This window comes from Ahrensia sp. R2A130 (genome assembly GCF_000179775.1).
GTDB lineage: Bacteria > Pseudomonadota > Alphaproteobacteria > Rhizobiales > Rhizobiaceae > Pseudahrensia.
In genome coordinates this window covers 659,245-673,387 of sequence record NZ_AEEB01000003.1, presented here as the reverse complement: position 1 = coordinate 673,387, position 14,143 = coordinate 659,245, and the positions used below count along the sequence as shown (strand labels likewise).

At 55.8% G+C, this 14,143-nt stretch carries 12 protein-coding genes; 4 read left to right on the top strand and 8 right to left on the bottom strand.

What is annotated here, in order from left to right:
- Window positions 1-118 precede the first annotated feature (118 nt).
- A complete protein-coding gene (mltG, locus tag R2A130_RS04040; RefSeq protein WP_371179377.1) occupies window positions 119-1,345 on the top strand; it encodes an endolytic transglycosylase MltG in 1,227 nt (408 codons plus the stop codon).
- 185 nt (window positions 1,346-1,530) lie between these two features.
- Complete coding sequence (gene gmk / locus R2A130_RS04035; RefSeq protein WP_009463853.1) at window positions 1,531-2,160, top strand: guanylate kinase; 630 nt, start codon at window positions 1,531-1,533, stop codon at window positions 2,158-2,160.
- Between the two features lie 9 nt (window positions 2,161-2,169).
- Here the strand turns inward: gmk and rsmA are convergent, their stop codons facing one another.
- The 6 genes from rsmA to lptF all read right to left on the bottom strand — a co-directional run bounded on the left by rsmA (window position 2,170) and on the right by lptF (window position 9,904).
- The gene (gene rsmA / locus R2A130_RS04030; RefSeq protein WP_009463803.1) at window positions 2,170-3,009 is read right to left on the bottom strand and encodes a 16S rRNA (adenine(1518)-N(6)/adenine(1519)-N(6))-dimethyltransferase RsmA; all 840 of its coding nucleotides are present in this window, start codon (window positions 3,007-3,009) and stop codon (window positions 2,170-2,172) included.
- Complete coding sequence (gene pdxA / locus R2A130_RS04025) at window positions 3,006-4,031, bottom strand: 4-hydroxythreonine-4-phosphate dehydrogenase PdxA (protein ID WP_009463800.1); 1,026 nt, start codon at window positions 4,029-4,031, stop codon at window positions 3,006-3,008. Before pdxA ends, rsmA begins: the two co-directional genes overlap by 4 nt.
- Before the next feature lies 1 nt (window position 4,032).
- Window positions 4,033-5,043, bottom strand: coding sequence for a SurA N-terminal domain-containing protein (locus tag R2A130_RS04020; RefSeq protein WP_198008607.1), 1,011 nt, complete (start codon window positions 5,041-5,043; stop codon window positions 4,033-4,035).
- Between the two features lie 137 nt (window positions 5,044-5,180).
- The gene (locus tag R2A130_RS04015; RefSeq protein ID WP_009463793.1) at window positions 5,181-7,580 is read right to left on the bottom strand and encodes an LPS-assembly protein LptD; all 2,400 of its coding nucleotides are present in this window, start codon (window positions 7,578-7,580) and stop codon (window positions 5,181-5,183) included.
- Complete coding sequence (locus R2A130_RS04010) at window positions 7,581-8,699, bottom strand: LptF/LptG family permease (protein ID WP_009463792.1); 1,119 nt, start codon at window positions 8,697-8,699, stop codon at window positions 7,581-7,583.
- The gene (lptF, locus tag R2A130_RS04005) at window positions 8,696-9,904 is read right to left on the bottom strand and encodes an LPS export ABC transporter permease LptF (protein WP_009463791.1); all 1,209 of its coding nucleotides are present in this window, start codon (window positions 9,902-9,904) and stop codon (window positions 8,696-8,698) included. The genes R2A130_RS04010 and lptF overlap by 4 nt, the downstream gene beginning before the upstream one ends.
- 256 nt (window positions 9,905-10,160) lie before the next feature.
- Here lptF and R2A130_RS04000 point away from each other — a divergent pair, with 256 nt between their 5' ends.
- Entirely contained in the window at window positions 10,161-11,618 is a 1,458-nt protein-coding gene (locus R2A130_RS04000) for a leucyl aminopeptidase (protein ID WP_009463790.1), read from the top strand.
- Between the two features lie 27 nt (window positions 11,619-11,645).
- On the opposite strand, the gene R2A130_RS03995 is transcribed toward R2A130_RS04000, so the two are convergent.
- Window positions 11,646-12,074: a hypothetical protein gene (locus R2A130_RS03995; RefSeq protein ID WP_009463789.1), complete on the bottom strand. Its 429-nt coding sequence runs from the start codon at window positions 12,072-12,074 to the stop codon at window positions 11,646-11,648.
- Between the two features lie 106 nt (window positions 12,075-12,180).
- Here R2A130_RS03995 and R2A130_RS03990 point away from each other — a divergent pair, with 106 nt between their 5' ends.
- Window positions 12,181-12,636, top strand: coding sequence for a DNA polymerase III subunit chi (locus R2A130_RS03990; RefSeq protein WP_009463788.1), 456 nt, complete (start codon window positions 12,181-12,183; stop codon window positions 12,634-12,636).
- 20 nt (window positions 12,637-12,656) lie between these two features.
- Here the strand turns inward: R2A130_RS03990 and R2A130_RS03985 are convergent, their stop codons facing one another.
- Complete coding sequence (locus R2A130_RS03985; protein WP_156798370.1) at window positions 12,657-13,949, bottom strand: hypothetical protein; 1,293 nt, start codon at window positions 13,947-13,949, stop codon at window positions 12,657-12,659.
- Between the last annotated feature and the right edge of the window lie 194 nt (window positions 13,950-14,143).

Here is a 14,143-nt window from a genome sequence, read left to right as displayed (position 1 = left end):
CACCGATTTTGAAGAAGCGGCTTGAACCTTGAGTGACAACGACACCCCATTCGGACGCCAACCACGAGACGGTGCCTCCAACGAGGCAGGCGGTTATCGCCCCCGTTCCGAGTACGCGTTGCCACCACAAGCGCAAGGTCGCCCGGCGCCGCAAACGCCGGAGCAACCGCGTCCCGAGCCGGTGTACGAATATCGCGATTCCGTATCGCGTGAAGGCTTGGAACCTGTTGGCGAACTGCCGCCCACCAGCGACCCGAGAACGAAACGCCGGTCGCGGTCTGCCAAAAGCATGACGGTACGCCTGTTCAACTTCATTATGACGCTGGCAATCATCGGTGCGCTGCTGTTTGTCGGCTCCGTCTGGTACGGCAAGACGCAGTTCGAAGCGCGGGGACCGTTGGAACAAGACACGACATTCGAGGTTCCGCGCGGTGCCACTTTCGCATCCATAATCACTGGTCTCGAGCAGCAGAACATCATCCCCCAGCAAGGGCCTTTGCGGGTTTTTCTGCGGGGCGTTCAATCGTCGGGAAAAGCGTCTGATTTGAAGGCCGGTGAGTTTGCATTCAATCCCGGCATGTCTATGCGCCAGGTGATGATGCAGTTGACTGAGGGTCGTGCGATCACCCGTTCGGTCACGTTCCCGGAGGGCTGGACATCCTATCGCATTGTCGAGCGCATCATTGCCGATGAACGTTTGACGGGTGACGTTCTTGCCGTGCCTGCCGAAGGCAGTCTTTTGCCCAACACCTATGCGGTGCAAAAAGGCGATACACGTGATCAGTTGATCGTGCGGATGAAGGATGCTCAGCAGAAATCGTTGCGTGAAATCTGGAACAGCCGCGCTGATGGGCTACCTCTGAAGTCACCAGAAGAACTCGTCATCCTCGCTTCTATCGTCGAGAAAGAAACCGGCATCGGCTCGGAACGCCCGCACGTCGCGTCGGTTTTCATAAACCGCCTCAACAAAGGAATGCGGCTGCAGACCGACCCGACCGTGATTTACGGCATCTGGGGTGGTGAGGGTAAGCCGAAGGATCGGGGCGGTCTGCGCCGTTCCGAGCTGGATCGCCAGACGCCGTATAATACCTATCAGATCAACGGTCTGCCACCGACACCGATTGCCAACCCTGGCCGCGCTTCGATGGAAGCTGTGGCCAATCCGTTGCAGACTGATGACTTCTACTTCGTTGCTGATGGCACCGGCGGGCACGTCTTTTCGAAAACGTTGGCGGAGCACAATGCCAATGTGAAAAAGTGGCGGGCGATTGAAGCGCAACGCAAGCAGGATGCTGAAAAAGCGGCCAGCGAAGATGCGGATGCTGACACAAGCACGGCAAACTGACGCCACGCGTTGAAGTTAAACATTAATTCTGTTTGAGCATTAGGCCTCGCCTTGAACGAACAGGCGCTATGGAACACTCTAAAACCAGTTTTGCTTTTCAGAGTGCAGCCTTGTCCGATTCGTCCCCTTCAGACACGTCCACAACGCACGGTGTCGTGCCGCCACGTACCGGTGCGAACCCTGCCATGCAGCCTATGTTGCGCCGTGGTTTGATGCTGGTTTTGTCTTCACCGTCCGGTGCCGGAAAATCGACCATTGCGCGCAACCTGCTGCGGGACGATCCGGATTTGTCTTTGTCGGTATCCGTCACCACCCGTCCGCGCCGTGGTAGTGAGATTGATGGCAAAGACTATCATTTTGTTACCGAGCAAGCGTTTCTCGATATGCGTGACAATGGACGGCTGCTGGAATGGGCCGAGGTTCACGGGAACTACTACGGCACTCCGATGACGCCTGTTCAGGCCGCGATGGATAAAGGGCAGGACATGCTCTTTGATATTGACTGGCAGGGTGCCAGACAGATGTTCGAGGCTGTCCGCGCTGACATCGTATCGGTCTTTATCCTACCGCCATCGATGGAAGAGCTGCGCGCCCGATTGGAACGGCGGGCGGAGGATTCGCCGGAGATCATCACGCAACGGCTGGAGAATTCGCGCAACGAAATGCGCCATTGGACCGAGTATCAATATCCGCTGGTGAACGACGATCTCGACAAATGTTTTGCCGATGTGAAGGCAATTTTGCGCGCCGAGCGTTTGGCACGGGACCGCCGTTTGATGGCTGTTACAGATTTTGTAGAAAGCCTGCTGGAATAGGTCTAACGCCTATTTCTCGTTAGCCAGCGCCACGAAATCTTCTACGGCTAGTTCCTCAGCGCGTTTCGTGCCTTCGATGCCGGTTGCTTCCAGTCGGCTTGCACCGTTCATGCTTTTCAGGCTTTGGCGCAGCATTTTGCGGCGTTGGCCAAATGCAGCCTGTGTGATCTTTTCAAGATCGCTCACTGCGACAGGCAAAGGTTCTGCGCGGGGCTGCACCATAACGACGGATGATGTGACCTTTGGTGGCGGCCAGAAAGCCTGCGGCGATAGGTCGAATGCTATGTCGGCATGGCTGCGCCAACCGGCCAGAACACCAAGGCGACCCCATGCTTTGTCACCCGGTTCAGCGCAGATCCTCTGAGCCACTTCCCTTTGGAACATCAACGTCATGCCGTTCCAAAATGGTGGCCAATTGGTTCCGGTAATCCAGCCGGTAAAGAGTGGTGTGGCGATGTTATAGGGTAAATTGGCCGCGATTTTTACAGGGCCGCTTGCGCCTGCATCGGCAAGAACCTGTTCGTGGTTGAGCGCCAACGCATCTCCCTCGATCACCGTCAAACGCCCCGGATAAGCGTCCGAAATTTCCGCTAATACCGGAATGCACCGCGCATCACGTTCAATGGCCACGACATGTTTTGCCCCGCTTGCTAATAGCGCTCTGGTGAGGCCGCCGGGTCCTGGGCCGATTTCCAAAACCGTGTGCCGGGTGAGATCACCGGCAGCGCGGGCAATCTTCATTGTGATGTTGAGATCAAGCAGGAAATTTTGACCAAGCGACTTCTTTGTCGCCAGTTCGTGGCGGTCAATCACCTCGCGCAGTGGCGGTAGATCGTCGATATGGCTCAATGTGTGGCCTTGAAATTTTGACTCATTTCATCGGCCATTCGCAGTGCAGCAAACGTGCTGGCGGGGTTGGCCTTGCCGGTTCCTGCGACATCAAATGCTGTGCCGTGGTCTGGCGATGTGCGCACGAAGGGTAGGCCCAGCGTCACGTTTACGGTCTCATCGAAGGCCAGTGCCTTAGCAGGTATCAAGGCCTGATCGTGATACATGCAGACGGCTGCATCGTAGCGCGCGCGGGCAGGGGCGTGAAACATGGTGTCGGCTGGCAGCGGGCCCCAGCAATCAACACCGGCTTCCCGCAATGTTGCGATTGCAGGTGCGATGATGTCGCGATCTTCCGTGCCCATCGCGCCGTCTTCGCCGGCATGCGGGTTCAGGCCAGATATTGCTATACGTGGAACCGCGATGCCGAAACGTCTTTTCATGTCGTCGTTGGTGATAGTAACTGTCTCGATGATGTCCTGCGTGGTCAATGCACCGGGTACATCCGACAAAGGAACATGAATGGTGACGGGCACCGCTCGTAGTTCCGGGCCAGCCAGCATCATAACAGGCCGTACCGGCGAGGATTGCCCGGGAAAATGAGCGGCAAGTTCGCCGAGATATTCCGTGTGTCCGGGATGACGAAAGCCTGCGTCGTAGAGTGACTTCTTGTTGATCGGCAGCGTGACGACGCCCCGCGCATGTCCATCGCATACCGCAGTTACAGCGCTGTCGATGGCTTCGATTACGCCTGCTCCATTGCTCGTTTCTGCAACGCCCGGGCGTTCGGAGAGCTGGTTCTTTAGTGGCACCACCTGGAGTTCGCCTGCATTGTTCGCGGTAGGTTTTGCGAAGTCGTGCTGCACGATCTTGAGATCGAGGTTTAGCAATTTGGCGCGGGTGTTCAACTGATCTGGGTCTGCAAAGCAGATCAAGGGAGGCAGGGCGGCTTTAGATGCCACCAAGGCAAGAAGAATATCAGGTCCGATACCGGCGGGCTCACCGATGGAAACCGCAAGCGGCAGTTCAATTTGACGCGTCATATCAGCGGCGCTGAATTGTAGCGCGTTCCTTCAACTCGGCCAGATACTTCTTTTCCGTCTCTGATTGCTGCTCGGCAAAATTTGCGCCGCCGAAGAGGTCGGCCGATGTGCTGGATGTCGATGCACGCACTTCGCGTTTGCGACAAAGGGCGAGCATTTCAACGCCTTTATCGGTATCTTTCGTGCGCGTTACGCCGCCTTCGCTCAGGGCTCTTATTTCCTTTGCCCATTGGGGAGGAAGTTGCGAATCCAACAGGCGTCCGCGGTCGCGAACGGAGACGTCACGGAGAGATTTGGCCAGTTCGAGGGCATTTGTGCAGCCGTTCATACGCGTGCGGAACTGGTTGGCCTGTGCACGGCGGGCTGAAAGCTGACCGCGCTTGTCTGAGGGCACGACGAAGACGATTTGTTGCAGCGTGTATTCGCCTTCTTTTGCCCCTTGGGTTCCTGCAGATGACAGGAATCGTGGGCCTTTTGCTTTTTCGCCCAGACCGCCCCGGCCGGACGCCTCAGCGCGCATGCGGCTGCCTACGGCGCGCTGCCACGATAGGGATGCACGGATGTAGTCCTTGAAGCCGCGAACTGTGGTGCCGCTTCGGGATAGAACCTGACCAAGTTGAGGCTGTGTGAGTTTGTTGTTCTTGGCAAAACCTGCGTAGGCCGAACTGACCTCTGCATCGGACGCGACGGCATTAATCCTTCGCGCTTCTTTCATTTTGATCGCTTCGTCGATCAATTCGTTCGTGGCAATTGTGGTCGCGTTGCCCTTCATTCGGCGCAAGCGCACGAATTTGGCGCGGCGTGCAATATCGGTGCTGGTAATAGGTGTTTCATTGACCAAGACGGCGATGCGTGTGCCACCACGTTTGTTGATTGTTGCAACCTTGGGCGCGCCGACCACAGATTCTTGTGCCGGAATCGGTTCCTGCAAGGCAGATGTGGCGGATGACTTGCCGGAACCCGTGCAGCCCGCCACGGCAAGTGCTGCCAGCAGGAGTGAGGTAATCGACAAAGTTTTCTGCGGTGTCATCATTGTTATATTGGCTTACTAGCCCCTCTTAGCCGCCGATTTATCTGTTTTATTGGCCCGGTCGGCTGTCTTCTTCCCCGACGGGGAGATTTGGCCGCCAATTGCGGCACGGTCATGATCTATTCGTTGGCGAGGCGATCGAGCGTATTATCGCTGACCGTCTGCTGGAAGTCGCCCAGCGTCCGCAGCGAAATCTTGAAGGACACGGTTCTGTCCGGATCGGAATCGTCCAATGTGGAGTGGGCTTCTGTGAAAGCGATAGAGAAAGTCAGACATTCATCGATATACGACAAGAGCAGGGTGTCGCTGATAAGCGCATGGTCCTGAAGATCGTATGTAACCTGAGCTGATGCGCTCCAGTTTTCGGTGAAATTGATCGTTGTACCGGCAGCAATCTGGCTCCGATCATCAGGAAACGCGTAGTCAGGTTGAGCGGCGATGAATGCGTAACTGGCAAAAGCGCTGCCCCATGCGTTGCCATAGCTCGCCTCGACCTCACCACGACGCAGATCAATGCTGTCCTCGTCGAAACGGCCTTGCACACCGAGTGACCAGCCCGAGCTGCCGCCGAGAGAAAGCGCGGCGACGTAGTCGGACGTGTCTGATTCCAGACCTGATTCTTCGCCCGTGTTTGTCAGGTCGTCTTCGCGGGCAAATGGGTTGTGGTCACCAATTACGAAGCTTTGGCCCACCAAGCCGTTTAAGGTCACGCCATTGTCGAAGATACCAGAGTAGCGCAGGCCGATATTGGCACGGCTGCCATCTTCGATACGATCATAACCTGAGAATTTGTCGCGGTTAAACAGGTTGTTGGCATCGAAAACGAGGCTCTGGGCGTCTTCATTGGGTCGGGCGCCGGTGTAGCCAAGTTCGGGACGCAGGAAGACCTGCGCAATAGGTTCGAACACGTGACTGGATGTTTCGGTGGTCACGAGTAGCGGGTAGCGAACCTCGATACCGGCTGTTGGCAGGAAACGTGATGCATCGCCTCGATCAAATGACGAATTGGTCGCCAATGATGCGCTTGAGGCTTGGCCAGTCGCTTCCATGAAGTCGCCGCGAACCGAAGCTATTGGTGTGACCACAAAGCCGAAAGACGTTTCGATGGATTTTTGCCAGCTTAGGTCGACGCTGGCTCGAAGAGTTTCCCCGTTGATACCATTCACGCGGTTGTCGCCAGATGCTTTGATCGTGGCATCGAGTTGATTGCGTTTGATCGCAGCCACATTGACGTCAAGCTTGAACTCACCGCCAAGGAATTCGTCGTCGCGCACTGTGTTATAATCGAGAACCGGCAGAACAGTGGGCTGCTGGCTTTCGAATGAAAATGCGTTGCCCGTGCCCACAATAGTTTCGTTTTGAACCAGATATTGCTTGGCCGAGAGATTGAAATAACTGCGTTTTGCCAAGCCTGTGAGGTAGATCTGGTTGGTGACGTTCTGATCTGACAATCCGCTGATATCGTAAGTGCGGGCAAAGTTGCTGTCGCTCTGGGCAAGCAGGTTCCAGCCGAACGCCCAGTTCGGGTTAATATCGAAACGCCCATTGCTGGCGATCAATCCGCGTTCTCGCTCGCTGTTGTCCGGCGCGAATTCAAAACGGCCTTTGTTCTCTTGGCTGATGCCAGCGATGCGGATGTTGTAGAAGCCGTTTTCCAACTGGTGGCGCCACTCGGCCTGACCAAGAAAGCCCTGCTGGTTGTAGTAGGTGCCTGTCGCAGTCAGGTCATGGGATGGACCGGTTACGAGGAAATAGGATTGCTCGTAATAGGCACCGCGGTCGCTGCTATACCCGACGCGTGGGATCAAGAATCCGCTTTTACGTTTGATAGAGGGATCGGCATGCTGGAAGTAGGGCAGGAAGGCGATGGGCGCGCCGAAGAGTTCAAAGCGTGCATTGCGGTAGGTCACGGTTTTCTCGACACCGTCGAGAATGACTTTCTCGGCCTTGATCTGCCAGATGGGCGCCTTGTCCGGGCGTTCCTTGCAAGGCTCACAAGCAGTGTAAACGCCGTGGTTGAATACAGTTTTTTGTCCGGCAAAACGCTCGGCACTTTCAGCGGCAAAACGTGTGTTGTCTGGTGTTTCCACGCGCAGCGCGTTGACGAAGCCTTCGCCGAAATCATCGGTTAGATCAATTTCATCTGCAAAAATCCGGTTCCCGTCCGGCTCCAGAATTTCGACATTGCCGAAGGCTTTCACACGGCGTGTCTGCTGGTTGTAGGATACCCGGTCAGCAACAACATTGTACCCGTCATAGTCCATCTGCACGTTGCCGCGCGCGGTGACGATCTCGTTGTCATTGTCGTAAATCAGTTCATCCGCTTTCAGCAGAAGCTGGGCGTTCGGGTCGCGCTGCTCAAGGCTTTGGGCAAGGGCTGAACTTGTCGTGCCAATGCCCTGAAGGGCAGGGGCTGCGACCAGTGCAGTGGACAGCAGAAGCAGGCGGGCGGCTGACGCAATTCTTCGTTGCGCCGCAAGCGGGGCGCGAACGTGCCTATGGCTAGGGGCGGCGTTCATTCAGCCGTCCTCCTGATGCAGAAGCACCGTAATCGCAATGAGACTTCCCACCGTCGCAGGTGACCATGCGGCAATGACTGGAGATACCAGTCCGTTGCTGCCAAAAGTCACCACTAATTTCGTAAGAACATACAGCACGAAACCCGCCACAACGCCAGTCAGGATGCGCTTACCGTTGATGCCAAATCGTGCGAATGTTAATGAAACGGTGCCCGCAAGTAACACCATGGCCACAAACAGTAGCGGCAGAGCTAGAACCGAGTGCCAGCGCGTCTGAAACGGCTCGGGCGGACGGCCCGCCCGTTCTGCCAGTTCAGCCTGGTCGTCCAAATCCCAAAAACTCACCCTTTCGGCACTTGTCTGGCGGATTTCGAGCAATTCTGCCGTTATGGAAACCGGCACTACCATCACCGGAACGACCTTTGGTTTTTCACCAACGGTGAGGATGTTGGCCCGCTCCAACACATATCGGTTGGGCAGTGAGTCGGTGCCTGGTACCGCTTCTGCAAAGTTTGCCGAAGCAGCATCGATACGCTGTTCCGGCTTGCCGTCCTTGTCGAACAGGTAGAGCGAAACGCCCGACAGCTTTTTTCCGCGTTCCGCAGCTACTGCTGCGCGCAACACCATATCACCATCGGGGCGCGCGATGCGGGTCCAGAAATTCCATGTGGTGTCGCTTGTAACGCCAGTATTTTTTGCAAATACGACACCTTCCAACGACAGGGAAGACGCCTGCAAACGTAAGGAAAGCGGATTGTAAATCAGGCCCATTACAAGGCCTACGACTGCGGCAGCTGCACAAATGGGCGCAAGAAATTGCCACACAGAAACGCCTGAGGCCCGCGCCACAACCAGTTCCAACCGTTTGTTAAGCAGCAGCAGCGACGCCGAAGCTCCGAAAAGCACGGCGAAGGGAACGATATTTTCCGACAGAACAGGTGCGCGCAGCATAACAATGCTGACAACGTCGAAAAAGCCCACATCATCGATGCGCGCGGTACGGCGCGATAATTCCAACATATCCACAAGGGCGATGAGGAAGAAGAACACGAGGAAAACAAACATCGTGTTGCGCAAGAAATTCTTCGCCAGATATACGCTGAGTGTCTGGCCAATCATGACGCGTCACCAGCCAGTTTAGGTCCTATTGCTGCGCGCTTGGCAGAGACAATGAAGGCCGTGAATTTTTCCCACCGCTGTTGAATGTGCGATGAGAAATCCGGAGGAAAAAATACCTTGTCAGTTGCGAGTAATCGGAAGGAATTACCGATTGCTAACAAAGGGATGCCCCACACTGCTACCCATAACAAAGGCGTTGCTTTCAAGTTGTTTTCCACCAGAATTCCCGCACCACGAAGCAGGATCACGAGCACAACTGTGCTTGTGATCAGGACTGTTAGGCCTTGCCGGTGCGACTGCGGGTTGCCCATGCAAACGAGAATGACAATCGCCACCATAAAAGCGTACAGCCCGCTGGTGAAACGGGTATGGAACTCGACGCGAAAGCGATGCGGTGCGCGTTTGAACATCTCATCAGCAGGGTCGGGCGAAAACAGTTCCGACGTACGAAGTTCGCCTCGCGAGCGTGATTTTCCGTCGCCCGTACCACCTGAGAACGTCGACAGGTTAAAGGCGTAGCTGTCGAAATCGATGAAGGAGCTGTTGTTGGTCTTTACCGTCGTGCGTTGCACCTGGCCCTGACGAAGTACGAGGTAGGCGTCTTCTCCGATTTTTGAGATGGTGCCGGAATCTGCGAGATAGGTGAGATGCTCGTTTTCATCGCGCGTGTCGGTAATGAAAACGCCTTTCAACTCGCCACCGGGCAAGCGTGTTGCGATGTGGAACATCAATCCACCGCCTAGCTGCTGAAACTCGCCGTCTTTCACAACCACTGAAATCAGGTCAGCCCGCATGGTGTTCACGGTCTCACGCATTTTGGTGAGCGAGTGGGGGCCGCCATAAAGCGAAAGAAAATAGATCATGATCGCCATAAGACCGGCCAGCCACAGGAACGGACGGGCAAGCGACCAGCGGGATGCGCCTGATGCGTGCATCACCACCATTTCCGACTCATCGTTTAATGCGGAGATGGTTCGCACCATTCCGATCATCAGCGCCAGCGGTGCAACAGCTGCAATCAGGCTGGGAACGCCCAACGTGGTGATCGTCAAATAGGTCATGATGCCCTGTCCCTTGGACATGATGACATCGACTTCCTGAACCGCACGAACCACCCAGATAACGCCCACTAGCCCTGCCAGCGCTGTGGCGACCATCACCAGAGCTTTTTTGAAGACATAGCGTTCTAGGAGGCTGAGACCCATGCAGGCTGCGCTCTCTGTGCGGTTGATCTGTAAGGTTGTACGTCAAATTGTAGTCGGGCGATTAAGCACTCGTAATGGCTAAAAAGCGGCAAATGAACGGGGTTAATGAAGCGTTCTCATGCTGGCAGCGCTTTGTTTAGCGGTGGTGCAATGTGGCCACTGCGATGCGCCTTTGACCCTGCTGCCGTGAGTGCCTACCTATTGGCGGTGGGGCTGCGATAACCGCGCCCAAACGCCCATTTTACCGGAGTTCGCAATGAGCCGACTGCCCAAGATCACTTTCGCGTCAAACGAGTTGCCCAAAGACGGTGGCCTCGTCGTTCTCACCGATAAGTCGCTTACGCTTCCCGATGGGGTCGCCAGTGATTCCGTAACGCGGGCGCTGGATGTTGCCAAATTCGAAGGTGGCAAAGGCAAAACGGCGCAGATCTTGTGCCCGGCTGACAGTGGCCTCGACCGCTTGATCGTTCTCGGCACCGGTGATGTGGACGATCTGAACGAGCAGGACTGGCTGAACCTTGGGGGCAAGTTGCAGGCGGCCACTGGTGAAGGGGCCATCGCAATCGCTGCGCAGAACCCGATGCAGGCCGTTGCTATGGCGCAGGGTGCTGTTCTCGCATCCTATAAATTTGACCGCTACAAAACCAAGAAAGGCGGCAAGAAAGACGAGAAGAAAGATGCTCTCGCTCTTACATTCCATACCGATGACGTGGCTGCTGCAGAAGCTGCATGGGAATCGGCATCAGGCATCGCTGATGGCGTGATGCTGGCCCGCGATCTGGTTAACGAACCCGCTAACGTGCTGACACCAAAGGATTTTGCAAAACGCGCCAAGAAGCTGTCGAAGCTTGGTTGCAAGGTCACGGCCCTTGACGGCAAGGATATGAACAAGCTGAAGATGGGGGCGCTGATGGGCGTTGCCCGTGGTTCCCGTAATCCGCCACGCATGGCGATTATCGAGTGGAACGGCGGCAAGGAAGGCGAGAAGCCGGTGGCCTTCGTCGGTAAAGGTGTGACCTTCGATACCGGCGGCATATCGCTGAAACCGCCGGCAGGTATGGGCGACATGAAGGGCGATATGGGCGGCGCTGCCGCTGTTACCGGTCTTATGCACGCGCTGGCTGCCCGTAAGGCGAAGGCCAACGTCGTCGGCATCATCGGTCTGGTGGAAAACATGCCCGACGGCGATGCCCAACGCCCCGGTGACATCGTCACGTCTATGTCCGGCCAGACTATCGAAGTGCTGAACACGGATGCAGAAGGTCGGCTCGTGCTGGCGGATGCGCTGTATTATTGCCGCAAGGAATTCGATCCTAAATTTATGATCAATCTTGCTACGCTAACCGGTGCCATTCTTGTGGCACTCGGCAACCAACATGCGGGTCTGTTCTCCAACGATGATACCTTGTCGGAACAACTTTCTGCTGCTGGCGCGGTGACGAATGAGAAGGTCTGGCGGATGCCGCTGACCAAGGAATATGACAAGATGATCGACACCAAAAACGCCGATATGAAAAATATCGGCGGTCGTTTCGCTGGCTCGATCACCGCCGCGCAATTCCTACAGCGCTATGTCGGCGATACACCATGGGTGCATCTGGATATTGCAGGCACCGCGATGGATTCGCCGTCCACTGACATCAACAAATCATGGGCGTCGGGTTACGGCGTTCGTTTGCTGGATCGTTTGGTGGCCGATAATTACGAGAGCTAACTTCGACTGGAATTGAAGGCGGCGGCTCTAGTTTTTGGAGTCGCCGCGCTTGAACCAGATGTTGCCGTAGTACGTGCGCATGCCGAGGCGGTAATTCCTCATCAAACCGTCGCGCATAGCTGCCAATTCGGCAGCCGCTGCAACGTGATCGGCAGATCTGTTGGCCTTGCGTTCAGCACGGCGCATTTCCCGTTCGGCCTTTTTGCGTTGGCGCTCCAGTGACAGACGGAAGCGTTCAGCTGTGCTTCCCTTCTCCCGCATCACGCCTTCTCGGTCGAGTTTGGTCAGTAGGAAGGTTGTCTTGCTGCTGCCCAATGTTTCAATGACGGGTTTCTCACAAGACAGTTTCCCGTCGTCCAAGGTGCAGCTCGGAGTGTCATTGGCCAAAGCGGTTGCGGACAGCGTGAACAGCCCTAAAATTGCGATGGCGTAGCCGGTTTTGGAAATTATGGACATGGAAATGCCAAACCTGTCTTGCGGGCTAGTGCTTATGGGGAATACGAATGCCGGAACAGGCGTTTGCGTGCAAGTCTTGCGCCCATAACCGAACGGACAGGCCGCTTTGACCGATATCCATTTCTACCACCTGACAACCGGAAAGCTGGAAGCAGCACTGCCGCAGCTCGTGGAAAGGTGTCGTGGCCGTGAATGGAACGTCGTCATTCAGGCCGGACAGGAAGCTGCTCGCGACGAACTGGACGAGCTGCTTTGGACCTACAACGACGAGAGCTTTTTACCTCATTGGCGCGAAGGAAACGGGCCGGGTGAGGGTGGCGATAACCCCATCTGGCTCACCACCGGCGACGAACGCCCCAACAACGCCGCTGTCCGTTTCGTGGTGGCAGGTGCAACCGTATCAAAGCCTGAAGACTATGAGCGCGTCATCACCATGTTCGATGGCTACGACGACAATGCCGTCGCCCAAGCGCGGAGCCAATGGAAAGAGCTAAAAGCGGCTGGTCACACGCTGACCTATTGGCAGCAGAATGAAGAGGGGCGCTGGGGGAAGAAGGGATAACGTGCCAACCGGTCATTGCATCAACGATTGGTGGAACCACGTTTCTCGCTTCTCTTCAGCTGTGCTGAAAGGCAGACCGACTCGGCTCTGTACTCTGCAGAGCAATCCAATTTCGGGTTCTTGAACCCCTTGCCAAGTTTTACCCATTCATCGGTCCATTTTTGACGGCAAACAGCAGCTGTTCGTTGAACCTCACGGCACGGGAACTTCAAACTGGATCTGCTTGAAGACTGGGTGTTTTGTGGTGTCGATTGGTTATTCGTTTTTGCGGTCTGTTTGCTTCGAGCGCGTCTCTGGGCCGCTTCTGCCGCGCGTTTGGCTTCTGCTGCACGTTGAGAACGGGTCGTTACACGTCCTGTTGATGGATCGACTTGCTGAGTTCCGACATCGCGCTGTTGTCGCTGAAAATCCTGATTGGTTTTATTAGCGCTCCGGAAAATAGCTTCGCGTGAGGCCCTCTCGCGGCGTGAACGTTCCCGGCTTTTGCGGTTACGGTCGCGTTGCTCGCTCACTTCTGAACGAAAGCCTTCTGCAAGACTGCGGGCGGCGCGGACCATTTTCTCCGCGTTTCGTTGCACCTGCTCAGGGGAGAGAATTTCACCGCGATTGAGACCGAAGCTTGCGGCGAACAACTGCGTTTCTTTGCTTTTGATGGCCGGAAGGCGGGTGCGATAGGCGTTAATGTCAAACTCGTTCAAGACTCTGCTGCGGCATTTAATGGCTGCGCGGTTGATGCGCACAGCGCGGCGTTTGCTCTTGATGTCGCCAACCGACGCGCTGTTTTCGGTTCTGCAATTACCGACCTTCATTTTGCTTTCCGGCAGGCCGCGTTTGTAGTCCGACATGTATTTTTGGTAGGCGACATTTGCGGTCTTGGACTGGCGTCTCTTATCGCTGAAACCTTGCAGGCGCTTGCCCATGGCCGCCGCTGCACGTCGAGCGGCAGGCCCGGTCAGCAGTTCGTGCGGGCGCTTCGCATTGGTATCAACTGTCCCGTAAAAAGACTGGCTTGTGCTCCCAAAATTTCGCGCCCTGCTTGCGGCGAGGCGAAGCCCCTCCGGCGAAGTGTCTATTCTGGAATCGTAGCATTTGGGGCAATAGGTCCAATCGGTCTTCACCATTCCATCTGCTGAAAGCTGCACGGTGCTTGGTAACGCCGCGTAATAATTTGCAGTGGATTTTGATTTACCGAAACGGGCCAATGCCGTTGTGCCCCAGTTTGTCATCTGGACCGCACCAAAATTACGTGGTTTGAACACCAACCGGTAGAGCGGGAAGCCAAGACTGTAATCTTGCTCGACCTGCACATGCATGATGGTGAAACCAGCACCTGATCCACGCCTGCTTGCCCGGTCTGCGTTGCGGAATTTCGTTGCGCCTGCACGATCCGCAATCACCAGCATGTAGCTTAGTGAACCCTGATCCTTTGGCACCGCTTGCCGATATTGCTGAATATTCTGCTTCCGCTCTTGCAGGGTGTACTTCAGCGCACTCGATCCGCCACCTT